General features: G+C 35.4%; 14 protein-coding genes and 2 pseudogenes. 5 read left to right on the top strand and 11 right to left on the bottom strand.

Annotated features, from left to right (window positions below; genetic code table 11):
- Window positions 1-215: 215 nt before the first annotated feature.
- Window positions 216-1,443, bottom strand: a pseudogene (locus tag BG05_RS31985) (phospholipase D-like domain-containing protein).
- A 239-nt stretch (window positions 1,444-1,682) separates the two neighbouring features.
- Here BG05_RS31985 and BG05_RS15365 point away from each other — a divergent pair.
- On the top strand, window positions 1,683-1,883 hold the full coding sequence (locus BG05_RS15365; RefSeq protein WP_000218935.1) for a DUF1657 domain-containing protein: 201 nt from the start codon (window positions 1,683-1,685) through the stop codon (window positions 1,881-1,883).
- 596 nt (window positions 1,884-2,479) lie between these two features.
- Here the strand turns inward: BG05_RS15365 and BG05_RS15360 are convergent.
- The 3 genes from BG05_RS15360 to BG05_RS15350 all read right to left on the bottom strand — a co-directional run bounded on the left by BG05_RS15360 (window position 2,480) and on the right by BG05_RS15350 (window position 6,970).
- Entirely contained in the window at window positions 2,480-3,313 is an 834-nt protein-coding gene (locus tag BG05_RS15360; protein ID WP_002128234.1) for a MerR family transcriptional regulator, read from the bottom strand.
- 308 nt (window positions 3,314-3,621) lie between these two features.
- Complete coding sequence (locus BG05_RS15355) at window positions 3,622-5,706, bottom strand: serine hydrolase domain-containing protein (protein ID WP_002167987.1); 2,085 nt, start codon at window positions 5,704-5,706, stop codon at window positions 3,622-3,624.
- 94 nt (window positions 5,707-5,800) lie between these two features.
- Window positions 5,801-6,970: a serine hydrolase domain-containing protein gene (locus tag BG05_RS15350; RefSeq protein ID WP_041867996.1), complete on the bottom strand. Its 1,170-nt coding sequence runs from the start codon at window positions 6,968-6,970 to the stop codon at window positions 5,801-5,803.
- Between the two features lie 366 nt (window positions 6,971-7,336).
- On the opposite strand from BG05_RS15350, the pseudogene BG05_RS29625 reads away from it, so the two are divergent.
- Window positions 7,337-7,593: pseudogene (locus tag BG05_RS29625) on the top strand (IS4 family transposase); the annotation flags it as partial.
- A 472-nt stretch (window positions 7,594-8,065) separates the two neighbouring features.
- Here the strand turns inward: BG05_RS29625 and BG05_RS15345 are convergent.
- Together BG05_RS15345 and BG05_RS15340 are read right to left on the bottom strand one after the other, a co-directional pair.
- Window positions 8,066-8,524 carry a hypothetical protein gene (locus tag BG05_RS15345; protein ID WP_002084479.1) on the bottom strand — a complete coding sequence of 153 codons (459 nt, stop codon included), beginning with the start codon at window positions 8,522-8,524 and terminating at the stop codon, window positions 8,066-8,068.
- Window positions 8,525-8,693: 169 nt separating this feature from the next.
- Window positions 8,694-9,119, bottom strand: a complete 426-nt coding sequence (locus tag BG05_RS15340) for a hypothetical protein (RefSeq protein WP_002167985.1) — start codon at window positions 9,117-9,119, stop codon at window positions 8,694-8,696.
- A 246-nt stretch (window positions 9,120-9,365) separates the two neighbouring features.
- On the opposite strand from BG05_RS15340, the gene BG05_RS15335 reads away from it, so the two are divergent.
- Window positions 9,366-9,848 (top strand): PRK06770 family protein, encoded by a 483-nt coding sequence (locus BG05_RS15335; protein WP_002167984.1) that lies wholly within the window; start codon window positions 9,366-9,368, stop codon window positions 9,846-9,848.
- 383 nt (window positions 9,849-10,231) lie between these two features.
- Here BG05_RS15335 and BG05_RS15325 read toward each other — a convergent pair whose 3' ends face one another.
- The 3 genes from BG05_RS15325 to BG05_RS31850 all read right to left on the bottom strand — a co-directional run bounded on the left by BG05_RS15325 (window position 10,232) and on the right by BG05_RS31850 (window position 10,990).
- Window positions 10,232-10,507, bottom strand: coding sequence for a hypothetical protein (locus BG05_RS15325; protein WP_002084476.1), 276 nt, complete (start codon window positions 10,505-10,507; stop codon window positions 10,232-10,234).
- A 146-nt stretch (window positions 10,508-10,653) separates the two neighbouring features.
- The gene (locus tag BG05_RS15320; RefSeq protein WP_002128243.1) at window positions 10,654-10,866 is read right to left on the bottom strand and encodes a hypothetical protein; all 213 of its coding nucleotides are present in this window, start codon (window positions 10,864-10,866) and stop codon (window positions 10,654-10,656) included.
- Window positions 10,856-10,990 (bottom strand): hypothetical protein, encoded by a 135-nt coding sequence (locus BG05_RS31850; RefSeq protein ID WP_256508277.1) that lies wholly within the window; start codon window positions 10,988-10,990, stop codon window positions 10,856-10,858. The genes BG05_RS15320 and BG05_RS31850 overlap by 11 nt, the downstream gene beginning before the upstream one ends.
- 267 nt (window positions 10,991-11,257) lie before the next feature.
- Here BG05_RS31850 and BG05_RS31070 point away from each other — a divergent pair, with 267 nt between their 5' ends.
- Window positions 11,258-11,407 (top strand): hypothetical protein, encoded by a 150-nt coding sequence (locus BG05_RS31070; RefSeq protein WP_002185389.1) that lies wholly within the window; start codon window positions 11,258-11,260, stop codon window positions 11,405-11,407.
- Between the two features lie 117 nt (window positions 11,408-11,524).
- Window positions 11,525-12,088: a GNAT family N-acetyltransferase gene (locus BG05_RS15315; RefSeq protein WP_002128246.1), complete on the top strand. Its 564-nt coding sequence runs from the start codon at window positions 11,525-11,527 to the stop codon at window positions 12,086-12,088.
- Between the two features lie 271 nt (window positions 12,089-12,359).
- On the opposite strand, the gene BG05_RS15310 is transcribed toward BG05_RS15315, so the two are convergent.
- Together BG05_RS15310 and BG05_RS15305 are read right to left on the bottom strand one after the other, a co-directional pair.
- The gene (locus tag BG05_RS15310; protein ID WP_003190427.1) at window positions 12,360-13,028 is read right to left on the bottom strand and encodes a protein kinase family protein; all 669 of its coding nucleotides are present in this window, start codon (window positions 13,026-13,028) and stop codon (window positions 12,360-12,362) included.
- A gap of 403 nt (window positions 13,029-13,431) precedes the next feature.
- Window positions 13,432-15,072, bottom strand: a complete 1,641-nt coding sequence (locus tag BG05_RS15305; RefSeq protein ID WP_003190429.1) for a M20/M25/M40 family metallo-hydrolase — start codon at window positions 15,070-15,072, stop codon at window positions 13,432-13,434.
- Window positions 15,073-15,473 lie beyond the last annotated feature (401 nt).

Raw genomic sequence — 15,473 nt, 5'->3', positions numbered from 1 at the left:
TCCTAACGTTGTTAAAATCAATTGTTTTTAAGTCGAAATTCATTAAATATCCATCAACCTAACAGAACAGATTGCCCAAAAACGATAAAAATGAACTTTGTATCTATAAAAAACACAAAATTTTCGTTTAAGAGGAACTTCAAAATCTTAACTTGATAGGCATGTGGCGAGACCCCTATCATTTTACTATTCCTTAATATAAAAATTCTTTGTTTTTACAAATAATACTCAAACATTTTTGCAACCTTTTCTTTCATTTTTTCTTTTATAGATAATTGATTGACGTCAGAGGATGTTACCCTCTTTGAATTTTGTAAGTCTGCAGTAATGACTGGCTTTATTTTCGAAATATAGACAGGGTCTTGGATATAACAGTTCATTTCTTCATTTAAATGAAACGAGCGCGAATCAAAATTCACGGTCCCAACCATCAATACTTTTTCGTCAATCAAAAATACTTTACCGTGTAACACTCCCTTTTTATAACCATATACTTCTATTCCCTGTTTTAATGCTTTTCGGATATATGGATACGCTGCTTCTTTAACTAACAGTGCATCCGAATGAGGTGAGAACAGAATTTTGACACGGACTCCCCTCTTTCTTGCATCTACTAATGCTTTCCAAATAGTTTTGTCTTTTGGTATAAAATAAGGTGTTAATATAATGATGGATTCTTTTGCTTGTTGAAACAGCATTGCATAATCTTGCCCAAGTTTTTCTCCGCTATAATATGCAGTAAATCGTTGCGAGGTTGCTCCCTTTTCCTTTACCGCATTGTGTATCGGAATCGGCTTCTCTGAGTTTTTCTTCCAGTCTAATACAAACTGGCGTTCTAGATCTTGAACTCCTTCTCCTCGTATTTGAAGATGCTAATCTCTCCAATAACCAATTTTTTCCTTCCCCCAAAAAAATACTTCTTTCCAATGTTAAATCCGCCAATGTACCCAATCTTTCCATCAATAACTGAAATACGACGATGATTCCGATGATCCAAAGAAGAAAAAAGATAAGGAAAATCAGGTTTATTGTAATACGTAAAATGAACTCCTTTTTTAACCAATAATTCTCTTTCCTTTTTCTTTAGTAAAATTCCACCTAACCTATCCAATGCATAGTATACTTCTACACCTTCCTGACTTTTTTGCCGCAATAACTGTAGAAACTGATGACTTACTTTATCATCAGCAATAGAGAAAAAGTTAATATGTACGTACTGCTTTGCTTTCTCTATATCTGAGAATAATTGATTGTTTAACTGTTTCCCGTCTGTATACATAGTAATATCACTTTGACGAATAGGGTATTGACTAGGCTGCTGACCAAATCTCCCACTTTTTTCGGCTATTGTTCTGTCAATTTCACCCCAAACAAGCAAAACAAAACATCCACCGATAAATAAAAAGAGGAGTACTCGGAAAATTCCCCTATCTTTTTCAGCATATTTAATCTCCTTTATATATTATTGTTTTATTTCTGCTAGTTTTTGTTATTGGGGCAAAACTATTCCATGCATCTATTAGCTAAAAAATCCTCCTTTGAATAATTAACTGTAAAATTTCTCATTCACATAACTCTAATTTAGGGTTATCATTCCTGATAACCCTAAAATTAGAAATCGTACTATGATAACAAAATAGGCATCCTATATTTTGAAGTACATTTACAAGGAGGATTACTACATGACAGTAAGTACTAAACTTAAACAAACTATCGCTGGATTAAAGAGTGCTCAAGCATGCCTAGAAGGATTTGTTCTTGATACTGATAACAAGCAAGCAAAACAATTATATACAGGTGCAGCACAACAAACTCAAGAAATTATTGAATCTTTAAATCCTCGTCTTCAGCAAATTGAACATGAAGAGCCTCAGTACAAGTAATAATCATAATACCTTTCACATAAAATATCGTTCACATGGAAGAGTGCTGAGATTAGATAACGATTATCAAAATGCTGATTACAATTAATGTTTCTCACCACATCACTATTAAGATAAGAGAAACATGTATCCAAAAACAAAAAAATGTACATTTTCATCTGGAGATGCACATTTTTTCGTTTTTGGTGTGTTATAAAATGCCTAATTTGATAGATGTGTGGGGTGACCCCATCGCTATCAAGTTAAGAAACACAGTCTTCCCCAAAATGATAAAAATGAACTTCGGTGCTATAAAAAACACAAAATTTCCATTTAAAGAGTACTTTAAAGTCTTAGCTTGATGGCAATGGAGTATTAAAATAGCTTAATTTGATGGGCATGTACACAGACCCCAATTATAGTAGGGGCCCCGCCAACCAATTGACATAAAACCCACGCTAAGCAAATTGGCTTTAGTTTGTATTAATTTAAAGAGATTCTATGATTTTATAGTAAGTGGACTACCAGCACTTTTTAAAAAAATCATACTAAACACATTTTGATAAAAGAGCCGATTTTTCCAATTTTCTTGTAAATTGTGTTGCATAAATAAATGCTCATTTCTCTTGGTGTTTCGATTTTTCTTCAACAGGAATTTGCATATTCATAATTATCTGTCCTTCTGGGTAAAACAGATTCAATCCGTGTAAATCTGATTCAATTACATTACATGATCTAAACTGTAAACCATTTCTCTTTATATAGTCTTTAATGTTTGTATATATTTGACGTCGTGCTTCATCCATATGCCCTTCTGTACATACGTAATCAACACAAAGATAATTACCTGCAGGTATACTAAGAATATCAACATGCTCCATCTCTGTATCATTCAAAACAGGATAATAAACTGAAAGTCCCAAATCATCATTGAAGAAATTCTTAATTGGACACATTGTTATAAATTGTTCTTGAAAAAATTCACCTTGCTTAAAAATAGAACGGAATTTATCAAAAAAGGATTTTACACTATTAAAATTTTCTCCTTTGATGTGATAATATTTTCTTTCTTCAAAATAGACACTCTGAATTTTATTGAAATTTCTGCTTCTATTTTGAAGGAGATCCAGGAGCCTAGTAATTTTCTTTTGCACTTCCATAAATCGATGAATTTCAGTTTCAATTTCATTTTTTTTGTTCTGTAAGATATTCATATTGTTTATTATATTTCTCTTATTTATTACTAAATCAATTTCTTCAATTGAAAAACCCATATCTTTACAAAAGAAGATTTGGCTAATTCTTTGTAGGTCTTCATTTCCATACAATCTATAGTTATTTTTACCTACCTTTGGCTGAACTAATCCTTTTTCTTCATAGAATCGAAGTGTTTCTTTCGTAGTATTAAAAATCTTAATTACATCACTTTTAGTTAACTTATAGCTATCCATCTAATTATATTGCCTCCTATAAGGAATAATGTTCATACTATAAACTATGTGGTTACTTCATAGTCAATAAATAAAAAAATTTAAAATCAAAACTGGCTGTTTTTAGTGATGAAGGAGTACATGTCTGGTTCTGTTGCAAAGTTTCTTAACAGCTAAAAAGTTGGTATGATAGCTGTTCTTGCAGAGTTTGGGCGTGATATTATTCGTGGAAAGCCTCTTCGTAAAGATAATGCGTAAATACAAACAAAACCAGCAAAACACCTTTTCTGTGTCGTACTGGTTTTGTTGAAGTCCATCTTGAATTGTAGCTAGTTCAACGTGATTGCAAATTCCGAGTTCGGCGCGCCAGCAAATACAACCGATCCGTTTTTCGGCAATTTTACTTTGTTATTGCCGCTCACAACGGTAAAATTGACGCATACTCCCTTCTCATCATACACCGCGAATGAACTCTTCGATGACAACGTCACGCTCATCGTTTTCCCTGCTGTCGCTTGTGGGATCGTAAACCATTTCGCATGCCCATTTGCTTGTAGCGTAACTTTGGATGATTGGCCTGCATCAAGCGGTTTTACGTTGGATCCACTTACATATAACAATCCGGCCATCTCCATATATTCACTGCCGCCTTCTGTATAGAAATGAGTTTCCGTCGTATCACGGCCATTCATCACGGGGATCTGGAGCTGATGCGCCGCGGTGTTCGGACCTGTAATTTTTCTGCCGTCCCAATAGCCCTCCAGGCCTTCCTTGCGAGTAATTTGTGTGGTAATAAGTTTCGGTTGAACGAGATATTCAATAGAACTAAATTTCTCGTTCACGAGATAGAACTTGACGCCTTCCCGCTTCGCCCATGCGGCAGCGGTTTTCTTCGATAGCACGTTGTCTTCTAGTTTCTCGGCTAAATAGTGAGTCATCACATTTTGCCCTAAGCCTGGCGTCGATTTATATGTGCTCACCTTCAAATAAGTGCTTCCATTCTTCTCAGTGACGAAGTTGAGCTTGGAAGTACCCTTCTCATTAATAAAGCTTCCATTCGCAGTATATACATATTTTTCTTCTCGATTAGATGGTAAGAACAGTTCTCCATTCTTCGTAATTTCTATTTTGAAATGACTTTCGCTATTGCCGTAAAAGCCCGCTTTCTTCGTCACGTCTTGAGGCATCTTGGCCTTGACCGGCTTGCCAAAGGATTTGTTTGGCTTGATGTCCTTAATTGTGCCCTTCTCTTTAAGCGCGGCGAGCAGTAATTCAGTTGCCAGTAGTTGATTTGTAGAGCTTTGGCCGCCGGATGACAACACAGCCACTGCCATCTTCTGTTCCGGAAGCACGACCAGTATAGCATGTTGCAGTGTTGTATCGCCGCCCTTAGCCATGCTTTTTATCCCATATTCACTGAATGGGTATAGTTTCACACTATCCCAGCCAAGACCATAGTTGAAAATATTACCTCCATCCCCCGGCCACATTCCTTTTTTATATTCCTCTTGCTCCATCGCCTTGACTGCCTTATCAGAGAGGATCCCTTTTCCCTGTCCCATAAATAATTGTGAGAATCGTACCATATCTTCTGCCGTGGAAGAGATCCCTCCCGAACCAATCACATTCACCGATTCAATGGGAAGCTTCCCTTGGTACGCCGGAAAATAGAGTCCAGCCCGCTTATCGTCTTCCCATTTGTCCTGCGGCGTTTTCGTATGATTCAGCTGTAAGGGTTCTGTAAACCGTTGATGTATAAATTCGGTAAAGCTCATACCGCTGACTCTTTCCACCAAAATCTCGGCCAGCGTAAAGCCGTCGTTGCAGTATACCGAGAACGCGCCAGGATCCGCCTTCAAGCTTTGGTTGGACAATTGCCGCATCAAGACATCATGAGCATAGGTATCATTATCGTTAAATAAAAATGCATTACTTAACGTGGAACCTTGCAAGCCGGAGGAGTGGTTTAACAGCATACGTGGCGTAATGCGTTTGTACCGCTCGTCTTTCATCTTGAAATCAGGAACATAGTGGACAACAGGAGCATCCAAATCGACTTTTCCTTCGTCGACCAATTTCATTACAGCCGCTGTTGCATACATTTTACTGACTGAACCAATCCCATATAGAGTATCTTTGTTCAGCCGCTGTTTTCCTTCCATATCGTTCTTGCCTGTCTGACCCGACAAAATAAGTTTACCATTATCAATTAGCGCATACTGCACGCTAGTCGTCCCATAGGACTTCGTGAGTAGCGCAGCCTTCTCTGCCGCAATCTTCTCCAGTTCTTGGTTAGCAACTTCTTGGTTAGCTACAACCGGAGTCTTACTGCTTGAAGATGCTATCGCCCCTGTTGGTAGGATCATCGTTAGCGCTAATGTAGCGGCTAACACCCCAGATAGTTTATTTTTCATGAGAGAATTGCCTCCTTAGATAAGTAATCGAATTCATCACTTATTTGTTTAACTATAAAAAATATGACAAAATTTATCCGTTTTTCCTTTTTACCTACTTACCAAATTCAGCAAGTAAAATATTTTTAAAAGGATTAGGACTGTCAGCTCTACCCAAACTATTCCAATTGACGACCAACGTATGCTTGCCTCCAAGTTTACCTCCAACAAGAGTAGTAAACCCTAGAATGCCACCTGTGTGTCCCCATATCGAGACATCGTTTGGAAGCTTAGTTTCATAGATTCCAAGACCATATCCATCGATTCCTTCTTTTCCTGTAGGAACTGTAGTAAGCATTTGTTTTAGTTGCTGTTCTTTCAGTAATTTACCCCCGAGCAAGTAAGAGAAGAATTTATTTAAGTCGTCAGCAGTAGAAATCATATCTCCAGCTGAGCTACCTGCACTTGGGTTATAATAAGTAACGTCTTTTAGCTCACTTACTCCGTCTGGTTGGACATATCCACGGGCATGCTTGGTGCCTGGAATAACGCTTGAATTGCCAGGTAGGAATGTATTCGACAATTCAAGCGGTTCAATAATCCGACTTTCAATCTCTTCCGCATAGCTGTTTCCGGTTACTTTTTCAATAAGAATACCTAGTAATACATATCCTGTGTTTGAATAAGACCAGCCCTTTCCTGGGGCAAAGTCTGGGGGCAGAGAAATCCCCATCTTCACTAACTCTTCAGCCGTATACGATTTTTTTGTATCCGTAAAGTTAGCGTCTTTTGACCTTGAGTATTCAGCGATACCACTTGTATGGTTCAATATCTGCCGGATAGTAATCTGGTTACCATCATATCCGTTTCCTTGAATGACACCAGGCAACCATTTTTCGATGTAGTCGTCTAGATTCAAGCGGTTCTCTCCGACTAATTGAAGTACAACCGTTGCTGTGAACGTCTTCGTCACACTGCCAATGCGAAAGCGAAAATCTGTTTTCATTGGTTTCTTGGTTCTCAGATCCGCTATCCCAGCGGCATAACTCCACGTTTTTCCACCCTCAGAAGTTTTAGCAAGTATCCCCGGGTATCCAAGTTGCAATGTATCCCGCATTGCTTGCTTGACGGAAGTACGATCTCGTTGAGTGCTTGTTTGTAACGAACTAGATACATTTTGAGTGGGCTCTGCTTTTACAATTGAGGCTGGCGTTGTATATAACAGGGAACTTCCAGCTATTAAAAGAGCCAGACTTGCAAATGTAATTTGACTACGTGTTTTCATAAGGCATTCCTCTCCTCTATTCATATTGTATAGGTGGTTGCTTGATATTTCATACTCACCACACAGCTATCATCTCTACCGATGACAAAAAGTCAACATTGAATTCGTAATCATCTTCATAATGATTATTTTTACAAGCTCCATTCTGTCCTAATAAACGGTAAATCCCTCTTTTTGCATGTATGTTAACCTCAGAATTTATTTCTTTTCCATGAAACGCTCTTATTAACTGGTTTGTTTTTCATATATAAGTTATATCTGTTCCTCCTTTCATGCTTCTTTATATTTTCATCATACACAATGAAAATCTCTTTTTCCTTACCTATTCCTTACAAATCCCTTACGTTCAAAATAGCTTCTGTGTCTCAAATCTGCCAATTAATTCTCATCAAGAGAAAACGAGAATTAAGCGAATATAAAACGATTTATATCATAAAAGATTATTTTCTACTTATTTATGAATCTCTACAAAAAGACACCAAAGAATTAACAAAGATATTGTTTCGTCTGTTTGATCTCTTACAGAAAAACGGACGAAAATCCCATAGGTATGAGAAGAAACCGTCTTTGATATCTTAGGCGTCGTATATAACCTTTCTATGCCTCACAAGCATGTAGCGTAATCCAAAAAATTAAAACCCAATAGGGTTTATCTGGTATGAAAATATTTAAAGAACTTACACTGGATCTTTAGAAAAAAGAAAAAAGCCCATCAAGCTAAGGTTTTGAAGTACCCCCTAAATGAAAATTTTCTTTCTCTACAGTTAGTTTTTTTGAGAAGTCAGCTCATTTTTTTGTTTTTGGGGTGTTTACTTTTCTTAAGTTGATGGATGTGGTCTCACCATACCATTTCGGGAAAATTGTACGTTTAGACACAATCCGGACATATTTTAAGCGTTTTCTGTCCGTTAAGAGACATCTGTCCAGAAAATCTTATGTTTATGAACAGAGGATAAAACTCAATAATAGAATATTAATATTCAATTTTTATATAAAAAAATAAGCTCCGAAGAGCTTATTTTAATAATAATATCAACGCAATTATCAATGATATTATTGATAATACAATCATAAATAATGAAGCTCAGTCATGAGCTATCGCCCTGTTACCGTCATTGCTGCTGTGTAAATTGTATCTACAGAACCGTCAGCACTTACAATTTCAACTTTATAACGGTATGTTCCATTGTCGTAAATGTTTTCTCCATATCCTGTGAAAGTTGAAATTTCATCATTTGCTCCAGCTGGAACCCATTGATTTTGCCAATGGAAGAAAGTATCATATTCTCCCCAGTTGTCTCCATATTTCTTTTCGATGCTGACATTATAATGAATGTCCTCAGCTCGGTTATTTGTAATTCTTGCAATTACGTTTCCACCAAAAGTGTATTCCGTAGCGTGAACTTGAACTGTAACACCATTCACCGTTTCGCTAGGACCACAGATGTAATGACAATCTTCACTTGCTTGTGCTTCAGGTGTGTTAATGTTCATAACCGTCAAACCGCCTAAAGCTAAAGCTACTGTTAATGCAATTGTAGCTAATTTTTTCATGATAATTCCTCCTATTAACCGTTATAAGTGAATGTTTTTGTTTTTACGTATTCATTGCCAGCATAAAAAGATTTCTATGTCTCATTTTTATCACCCTTCAGCTTATATAATTCGACAAATGGTGATAATTTCCTGCAAATAAAATAAAAAAGCACTCCCGCAGGAATACTTATTCAAATTCAATTTCTGTTTTATTGTCTGATGTGAAGTATCTTATGGTTGTTTTGCCGTATTCTTGCAAGCCACTCTGCGCAACGGCATCTTTTAACTTTGTTCTCGTTCTGTAGCCGAAATTTTCCCGTAGGCCTTCGTCTGCATTTGACAATGCTGTTTTGTCAACGAAAACATATAAGACATACAAGTTATTTTCTTTTTTTAATTCACCCGCTGTAACAGTACCGCCGAAATATTCTTTAATTTCTTTGGTTCTACGTTCAAAACTTTTCATCATTCGTGTTTGCTCATCTTTTGGTTGTTCTGTTTTCGCAGTTGTTTGTTGTGCTTTTGGCTTCTCTTTTTGAACCACTTCTTTTTCGCCGCAAGCCGCTAACATTGCAACCGATAAACCAACTGCTAATACTGATTTCTTCATCATTTTAATCCTCCCAATATAAATACCTAAATATTAGTATACTATGAAATTTATTGCTGAATATGAAAAAGATGCCCATTAAGGGGTACCGCCACATCGCTATCAAGCTAATATTTTTAACTACCCCCATAACGAAAATTTTATACATCGTTGACTATTGATAATGATACGTTATGTAGACCTCACAGATAGATATGGGCATACAGTTCTTCTTTTATGGTACACTTCAATAAAAGGGGGGTAAGAGGTTTGAAAAAGTGGATTAAAATCACATCAACCTTAGTTATTGCTATAGCAGTTGGTATTTTTACTGGCTACAAAGTCGGTACGTATGCAGGTTCAGACGTTAAGGAAAAGCAGACTGAGAGAATTAAAGGGGAAAAGGTAATACTTGACCTCAACTCTGATCGTCATATAATCAATGCAATGCACAAAATGACTCATCAAAAAGTATTATCCCACGAAAAGCAAGGATTTATCAAAATGACTCCAGAAAACATCGAAAAAGTACGTCAAGCGATTGATGAAAGTAATAGTGGAACCTTACAACATAAAGAACAGTACCTTAAGATTTTGGTTCGTTGGTATGAAGGCGATTTCTCTCAATCGGTTGAGGAGCATAATTTATTATGGGAATGGGACAATAGCAGCACTGGTAAAGCATACGAATTAGCGACACCGGAACAAGAAGAAGCATACATTTTAGAACAAGCGAAGTCTGAAAAACAATAAAGGGGTATCGTCACCTCGCTATCAAACTAATAAAAAGAAATGCCCCCTAAAATGAAAAAATACGCTATTCTTTCTGTAGAATCATAGGAAAGGATGGCGTTTCTGTATATTGTTACAAAAAGAATAGCGTTTTTTTCGCTTTATAAATACAATTTCTTTTTCAGTAAAAAATGTGGGTGGTACCCCTCTAATACCCCAGAAGGAAAAGAAGAGTTTGAATTCTTTAACGTACAGGGCGTTCCATATATCATTGTAAAAGATCATGAGAATAACACTCAAAAATCAATTCTTGGATTCAGCACTCAATCATTAGAAGAGGCTATTTTATAATAATCATCCCCCAAAAAAAGAAACGAACAAAATGTTCGTTTCTTTTTTTGTGTTTAATGCTCAAGAAAACTTATAACCGCATAAGTATATAGAACGACTAGAGCAAAGGCACATATTCCCATAATTATAATCGCTAGTGCGCTTTTCTCTTGTCTAAACCCTATAATTCCAAGAATAAATGCACTCCACATTGTTACCTTAAGCATTGTAGAAAGGTTGGGAATTGAATATCCACTCAACCAGGTAGAGAAACTTACAATTACGGAAAAAGAGAACAAAGTTAGAACAATAGATAATATATTAATGTGCTTCCCATACTTCAGTTGCATTTCGCTACCCCTTTTCTTTTCATTAGTAAATAATAGGTAGATGGTTATATTTTTATTTTATTCTAAATTTTCTTGAAAATCTACAACGAAAAGAAGAGGTTGTCCCAAAAGTCGCTGGATAGTTACTTTTAGGTAACCTCTTTTCTTTATTTTTTACTTTCCTCTAGTTTAGAGATACTCGCTTCTTTTTCAGGTAACGTATCAACAAAATCCTTTTGAGATTTTAATAAGTCAGATTGTTGTATCCAATCCATAAGATCATCTAAAGATTTACGGGCTTCTTTTACATCGCCAGTAATATCATTCATGTTCAGCTTATTAAATGTAGCTAAAAATTCTTGTTGAATCTCACCTTGCAATGCATTGCTTTGTTAATTCTTTATTTTCATCACTTTTTGCCTTTTGAACATTATTCATAGCTTTCCCGATTTCATGTTTATCAAAAGCATCTTGTGCTTTCTTTAAATTTTTCAAGTTCTTCACGTTCACGCGGAGACAATTTTTCTAGTAGGGGTACCCCCCCATCACCATCAAGCTAAGAAATGCAAAAGATAAAAATTGTAAGCCAATAGATAAAAAAATAATAATTCCTTATTCAACTAACGCATGCATGAGTTAAACAACCTAAGGCTGCTTCGGTAGCCATTTTTTGTACCAACTGGCAGTTTGGTTTTCAATATGTGAAAAGGGATTTCTAAGTGATTAATTGAATATATATTTATTGTTTACTAATTTTTGGGAGGTCCCTTTATGGGAGATAAACTTTACTGTATTGCTACATATCAAGTTCTTAATGAAGAAAGACTAAGAGCTTCGCACGGTTCTGTAATAACTTATAGTAATGCTGTGACGGGATCTCCTGTTAGTGAGATAGGGTGTTTTTTAATTTATTTATCATAATAACGTGCCATGAAATTGCAACTCTCGTCCTCAAGAATTATTTCTTTTGGGTGAAAGTTTTTTTATTATATACGTTTCATTCTGTCATAATTTAAAGTTTTCGAGAGGAGAAATGATATGAATTCTATTTTATTAGATGTTCCGTTACAAATAGAAACAGACAGACTAATTCTTCGAGCACCACTTCAAGCTGGTGACGGGAATGTCGTACACCAAGCTATTAAGGATTCAATTAATGAGTTAAAACAATGGTTGCTTTTATTTCAGTCAATTCCTACTGTTGAAGAAACGGAAATTCTCCTGAGAAATGCCCATATAGATTTTTTGAAAAGAGAAAGCTTTCGCTATCTTATCTATCATAAGGATACTAATGATTTTATTGGAACTGCTAGCCTTCACGGAATTAATTGGAAAATTTCTAAATGTGAAATTGGATACTGGATTAATACGCAATTTAGTGGCAATGGATATATGACAGAGGTAGTAAGTGAGTTAACAAACCTTGGATTTCAGTTACTCAAATTTAGAAGGATTGAAATACGCTGTGAATCTACTAACACTAAAAGTCGTACGATCCCTGAAAAACTAGGTTTTGAGCTTGAAGGGATATTACGTAATGAAGATCTTTCAGCTGACGGTAAAAAACTAACTGATACCTGCATCTATGCAAAGGTAAATTAGATTGAAATTTTAATATTCAATTGCGTCTGTGTACATAGTTTATTCCCCTTCTAATCCATTATTGTGATTTGTTTAGAACTATAGTACATCAATATGTTTAAAATGAAATGTACTGAAATAGGTATATTCTATTGTTACAATCATTTTATAAATAAATTACTTCATGAAGTTATAAAATTAGGACCGTACATATTAGACATATCTAAAATGTACGGTCCTTTTGTTTACTAGTGGTTCACTTATCTAACCTAAAGATAAGTATGTGGTCCTTTTACAATTTGAATTTCTTTTTAAGCTTCTTATATTTTCTATATGAACGTCGAACAATGTTTAACATGAAATACGGTATTTTAACAGGGAAAGGCAATTTATAAATGAAAGGCAAGTAAAATGTAAAATATGCCTTTTCTAAGTCTCTCCACTTACTATCTTCTTTTGTTTTTAAGAAATCAGATACATCGACTACATATCCCCTTCCATTTTCCATCATCACATTTTTTCCGTGAACATCACAAGGAGTTAATCCTTGCTCCCTTGCATACTCTATAGCTTCATTGATATCAAGGATTACCTGCTTAGGAATTTTAATCCCCTTATGAATAGCATCGTATAAGGTAATTTCTTTTAAACGTTTCAATACTATGAAATTTTCTCCTTTATATATAAGATTCGAATAAGAAGGATGATTTCCGATTCTTCGGTATACTTCTGACTCTTTTTCAATTCCTTCTCCTTCTCGCGCGTAAACTTTCACTACCCAATCTTTGTATTCTTTGTGCATAAATACTGCGGCATAATTACCTGTCCCTAAACACTTCCAAAGTCTAGGAATATCTTTAACTACTATAGGCTCGAATTCATCCTCACTTCTTATGCTTACCTCTTTTAATAATTCGTCCTTTATCAATCTCACAAAACTATTTATACTCATCATTTCCACTCCGGTTTTGCTACAAGGGGTACTACCCCATACCCATCAAGTTAAAAAGTACATTCTTCCCTAATACGAAAAAAATGAGCAGACTTCACTAAGTAACTAACTTTAGCGAAATAAATTTTTCATTTAGGGGGGTACTTCAAAATCTTAAAATGGATATTCTACGCAAATATATATTATTGATACAATAAGTTATGTTAACTTCACATAATTATATTATACAAAAACTCAGCAAATACCGTTACAAAAAGTGTACAAGCCATATCTACTCTCTCTAAATAGTTTATTGCGAATCTATTTTAAGGAGAATTCTTACATCACAATTTCATAAATCTAAGGTTTCAAACTATTCATTACGAAAAAAAGACCGTATCACTACGGTCCTTTTCTCGCTCTTATGCAAATACTATGACTGTGTAACTTTATTAGAAACAAGTAGTTTTTCAATACATATAGGTAACATATCTAATAACGTTTCAAATGCGTAATTTACGTCCAGACGCTCCGTCCATTGATGTGCATCTTTTCCTACTGGTCCCATATTTAATACTGGAACGTCAAACTCTTCTAATTCCTGAAGTGGAATCGAATAACCTTTATCCCATAATGGCATATTGTCGACAAGAGAACTCATTGAATCCAATGGGTTTTGTAAGCCAACATAGCTTAAATCTGAAATTCCCCCAAAATAATTTTGATTTTCAAATGTAATGCTATGATTATAGTGGGCATACTTTTCCATTTCTACAACTACCTCTCTAATTAAAGGATTGTTGCGTGAACTCACAGCTGGATAGTATGGCGGCGCAAAGAAAAGTACAATCATTGGAGCCTTTTCTTTACATAAGATAGCTAATTTGTCTACTAAATCAATAGTTACTGCACGATCATCTTTATCTTCTCTATTTTTTATAATATCGGATTGAATTTCATCTATTTTTTCTCTTCCATGTTGTTCAATTGCATAAGCGATAAGCTCTTCATACGTTAATACATTTACTTTAAGATTAGGCGGTATGAACGGATTATACTTAGAAAAATGATACGCTCGCTCCTCATACGATTCTTCAATTTTCTCTGCTACTTTCGTTACTTTTTGGCGTAACAATGAAACTACATCTGTCATCGTTTTTTCTAGTAAAAACAAGTTAAATAACGTGACTGCACGATGAGGAATTTGTACAGAATAATCCTCCTTTAAATCTCTTTGAAGCAAGTTAGTTGGTGGAGGACTTGCTTCACCATCTACAATATCGCAAAGGTCCGTATTCAACTCTAATTCAGCTGTTAATAATGCAGCCATATAGCTCCCATTTAATCCTGCAAAAGGTTCGCCTACATGTGTCTCTTTTCCATAGCAAAGGAAACCAGGTAACACCTTCCCAATAGAACCAGTATAAATATACTTATTTGGGTCACCAGGATGTCTTGAAAACATAGGCTCTGAATTTAGGACCGTTTTATACTCTAAGTCATGTTCTTTTGCTAGGTCTAATAATCTTGGAACAGCAGCTCTCATCCCTACAGAGTTCACTTCTTCATCTGGAACAGCCAACAAAAGAACATTCCCATCAAATCTTCCTTCACAAGCTTGCTCAACCATCGCCATTTGTAAAGCTAGACCACATTTCATGTCCATCGTTCCTCTACCAAATAGCCAATCTCCTTGTTCAATATCTTCACGTACATGATCTGGTAGCTCATCTTTATGAGAATAAAACATAGATGTTAATTTTTTAGGGTTAAATGCATCTTCTTTCCACACTCCATAATCTTGTACATCTACAACATCAAAGTGACTAACAAGAATTACAGTATTTTTCGTACTATCACTTTTCTTTACTAGAGCTGTAACAAAATATCGTCCATCCCCCGTCGGATTTTTTTGTAAATGATGCGGATTTTGTTTGAAATACTGTAAGTCAGATAATTGTTCTACAACAAAGTCTGGCAATATAACTTCAGCTTCTGAACCTGTTATACTAGGAATTTCAACAAGATTGCTTAATAATTGAACCAATTGTTCTTTAGATTGCCACTTTGACATATAAACCCCCCTATTTTTCCGCATTATGAAAATCAATTCCAATATATGAATAAAAAATGACGACAGCTATCAAAATTATAATTTTGCCGTTTGGCAAGCTTATGGTTCTTTTCATTTGCGGCAAACATATGCTTCCAGGATTTGAAGAATATGTTTAATATCGCTTTTAAATAAAGTCACGGTGTTTATTTAAAAGACGCGATGTTTTGTCCCTTTGGATCTGTTTATCTAAAGAGAGGTTTTTATAGTGAAAAGAAAATCTGAACTGAAAGACGTATTAAGAAACTGCTGAGTAGCAATAAAGTTACTCCACTAAAGGGCGAGATTGTTGAGGAACGTTTTCAGGAAATTAGATTATTCGAGTTTGAATATATCATTGAGATTGTGAAGGTTTTTTACTT

Origin of the sequence: Bacillus mycoides (assembly GCF_000832605.1) — a bacterium.
GTDB classification, from domain to species: Bacteria; Bacillota; Bacilli; order Bacillales; family Bacillaceae_G; genus Bacillus_A; species Bacillus_A mycoides.
The sequence above is the reverse complement of the archived record's forward strand: the minus strand, read 5'-3'. Positions and strand labels throughout refer to the sequence as shown.